Source organism: Cupriavidus sp. 05T41 (assembly GCF_056396525.1).
The window spans coordinates 1-3,428 of sequence record NZ_JBFTLQ010000180.1; the positions used below are offsets into that span (position 1 = coordinate 1).

The 3,428-nt window shown below is 67.7% G+C and carries 2 protein-coding genes and 1 pseudogene; all 3 read right to left on the minus strand.

Going from position 1 to position 3,428, the window contains the following annotated elements:
* Positions 1–455: pseudogene (locus AC1DKV_RS40240) on the minus strand (spermidine synthase); the annotation flags it as partial.
* 201 nt (positions 456–656) lie between these two features.
* The gene (locus AC1DKV_RS40245; RefSeq protein ID WP_477139737.1) at positions 657–2,360 is read right to left on the minus strand and encodes an arylsulfatase; all 1,704 of its coding nucleotides are present in this window, start codon (positions 2,358–2,360) and stop codon (positions 657–659) included.
* A gap of 99 nt (positions 2,361–2,459) precedes the next feature.
* The coding region (locus tag AC1DKV_RS40250) for an HAD family hydrolase (RefSeq protein WP_477139738.1) at positions 2,460–3,428 on the minus strand (969 nt) is incomplete at its 5' end.

Sequence of the window (3,428 nt, forward strand, 5' to 3'; positions counted from 1 at the left end):
GCGTACAGGCGCCCGCCACTGCGGCCCACGCCGTCCGGCGCCGGCGCGAGCGCGCGCATCAGCACCGGCAGCGTCCCGCCCATCGCTACCGCCGGCAGGCCCGCCAGCAGGATCGGCAAGGCCCACGCCAGCACGCMGGCGCGGTCMTGCAGCCAGGCAAACGGCATCGCCGCCATGGACAAGCCCACGGTGCAGGCCAGCGCCAGCACCAGCACGGCCAGTTCAAGCCGCGCGTACAGCCGCAAGGGACAGGCGCTGCGGTCCGCCGCGCGCCCGAACAGCCAGCCGCCGAGGGCCAGTCCGCMGAAGAAGGCGCTGACCGCGATGGTGACCGCGTGCACCTCCACGCCCACCACCAGGGTGAGCTGCTTGATCCACAGCACCTGGAACACCAGCCCGGCCGCGCCCGAGGCCAGCAACAGCAGCGCCGGCCAGGCCCACCCMAGCGTCGCCATGTCTCGCGGGGGCGCCAGGTCCGGCCTGGCCACGGCCGGGCGGCGCGCCGTCCCGCCCCGTCTGCCAGGCTTTTTGTCGATCCGCGCCACGTGGGAATCCAGCATTGCTTGCCACCCTGGAAAACGCGGCCGGGCGGGCCGCAATGATTGCGGCCCGCCCGGCTGCCGGTCGAGGCTAGTGCATCGGGCCTTCGCCCCCCGCTACTGCTGCCCTCGCTTCTTGAAGGCCTCGTCGATCTTCCTGTCCACCTGCTTGCGCACCTGGTCGATGCTGAAGCTCGCCGGCCGCTGGCTGGGCGGATAGTCGACGAAGGTCTGCAGGAACATGGTGGCCTTCATGGTCGCGATTTCGGTCAGGTACGCGTTCTTGGCCAGCCAGTCATCGTACTGGTCGGACACGATGTCGGCCCGCTCGTAGGGATCCATGCGCAGATTGAACATCTTCGGGACACGCAGGCAGGTGAACGGATTCCGCCACACGGCGAATCCCCCGGGCGAGGTCTGCTCGCAGAAGACCGCCTTCCAGTCGCCGAAGCGCATCGCCACCAGTTCGCCGTCGTCGTTGAAGTAGTAGAACTCGTCGCGCGCGCTTTTCGGGGATTGCCCGGTCAGCAGCGGCAACTGGTTATAGCCGTCCAGGTGGACCTTGAAGTTCTTGCCGCCGAAGCCGGCCCCCTTGAGCAGCTTGTCCTTGACACCGGCGTCGCCGGCCGCCGCCAGCAGCGTGGGGAACCAGTCCAGCCCCGAGAACATCTCGCTGGTCACGGTGCCAGGCTTGATCTTGCCCGGCCATCGGACCATGGCCGGCACCCGGAACGCGCCTTCCCAGTTGGTGTCCTTCTCGCTGCGGAACGGCGTGGTGGCGGCGTCCGGCCAGGAGAACTGGTTGGGGCCGTTATCGGTGGTGTAGATGACGATGGTGTTGTCGGCGATCTTCAGGTCGTCCAGCGTCTTGAGCAGCTTGCCTACGTCGCCGTCGTGCTCGATCATGCCATCCGCGTACTCGTTGCCGGGCATGCCGCTCTGCMCGCGCATCGACGGGCGCACGTGCGTGTAGACGTGCATGCGCGTAGTGTTCATCCACACGAAGAACGGCTTGTTGGCCTGGGCCTGCTTGGTGATGAAGTTCTGCGCGGCGGCCGTGGTCTCGTCGTCGACGGTCTCCATGCGCTTGGTGGTCAGCGGGCCGGTGTCTTCCACCTTGCCGTCGGCGGTGCTGTGGATCACGCCGCGCGGCGAGAAGTTCTTCACGAACGGGTCGTTCTTGTCCTTGGGCCAGTAGTCGCGCTGGGGTTCTTCCTCGGCGTTGAGATGGTACAGGTTGCCGAAGAACTCGTCGAAACCGTGCTTGGTGGGCAGGTATTCATCCTTGTCGCCMAGGTGGTTCTTGCCGAACTGGCCGGTGGCATAACCCAATGGCTTGAGCGCTTCGGCAATGGTGATGTCGCCCTTCTGCAGGCCCACCGGCGCGCCCGGCGCGCCGACCTTCGAGAGCCCGGTACGCAACGGCGTCTGTCCGGTGATGAACGACGAGCGCCCGGCCGTGCAGCTGTTCTCTGCGTAGTAGTCGGTAAATATCATGCCCTCGCGGGCGATGCGGTCGATATTGGGCGTCTTGTAGCCCACCACGCCCAAGCTGTAGGCACTGATATTGGTCTGCCCGATATCGTCGCCGAAGATCACCAGGATATTGGGCTTCTTGCCCGTACCCTGTGCCGGAGCGGGTGGCGGCTTGGCGGCGGTGGCGGCTGGCGCCGGCGCGGGCTTGGCCGCGCCCTGCGCTTGCGCGTCAGGCGGCGCGGACAGGAAGAAGACGGCGGTCGCCGCGGCGGCCAGGCCGCCGATGCCGGCCAGCGCCAGCGCCGTCCCGCGGCTCCGATGCAATTTCCCCAACGAAAAGTTCATGGCAAGGCTCCCGACGAAATCAAGACGAGTCCGTCCGCGTTCGGCACGAACGGACATGTGCAACAAAGGGATTGCTGAGCGCGACTGCGCCGCGCGGTGCTACTTGGGTGGCGGGTAGATCTGCTGCCAGTCCTGCTTCATGCTGATCACGGTCCAGCCGCGCGCGGTGGCCGCGTCCCAGGCCTTGTCGAGCTTGCCMACCGCCGACTGGCGGTCATAGGCGAACTCGCGCTCGGCATCGTCGTGATGCACCAGCAGCGCCAGGCGCCGGCCGGCGCCGCCGGTGGTGTATTCCAGCATCTGCAGGTCGCCGTCAGAGTTGCCCACCGCCAGGATGGGCCTGCGGCCGATGCGCAGGTAGATGCCGACCGGCTTGCCCGGCCCGTCGTCGACGAAGGCCAGCTTGGGCTCGCGCACCAGCACCGGCTGGCCGTTGCGCACTTCGTACTTGATCGATGCGGTGGAGCCGATCACCTGCTMGGGCGGGATGCCATAGACCTGCTCCGACCACGGCCGCATGAACTCGATGGTGCCGCCGGAGACGATGTAGGTCTTGAAGCCGTTGGCGCGCAGGTAGGCCAGCAGCTCCAGCTGMGGCTGGTAGACCAGTTCGGTGAACGGGCGGTTGAGCCTGGGATGGCGCGACTTGTCCAGCCATGCGCGGATCGCCTTGTCGTACTCGTCCACCGTCATGCCGCTATTGGCCGCCATGACCAGTGGCAGCAGCTGTTTCTCCTGGGCGTGCAGCGCGGCCATGTCGTTGGCCATCAGGGCCTTGAGGGCGGCATTGTTCTTCCACTCCGGATGGCTCGGCGCGGCGGCCTTGACCTGGTCGAGCAGGAACAGGAACTGGAAGTACAGCGGCTGCTCGCTCCACAGCGTGCCGTCGTTGTCGAACACCGCGACGCGCTCCGCCGGCGGCACGAAGGTGGGCGCGCCGGCGCGCGTGACATCGGCCACGAAGGCGAGGATGGCCTGCCGCGCGGCGCCGTCGCGCCACGATGGCAAGACAGCGGCGGTACTTGCCTGCGCCGCCCGCACCGGCGCCGCCCCGCCACCGCTGTCCGC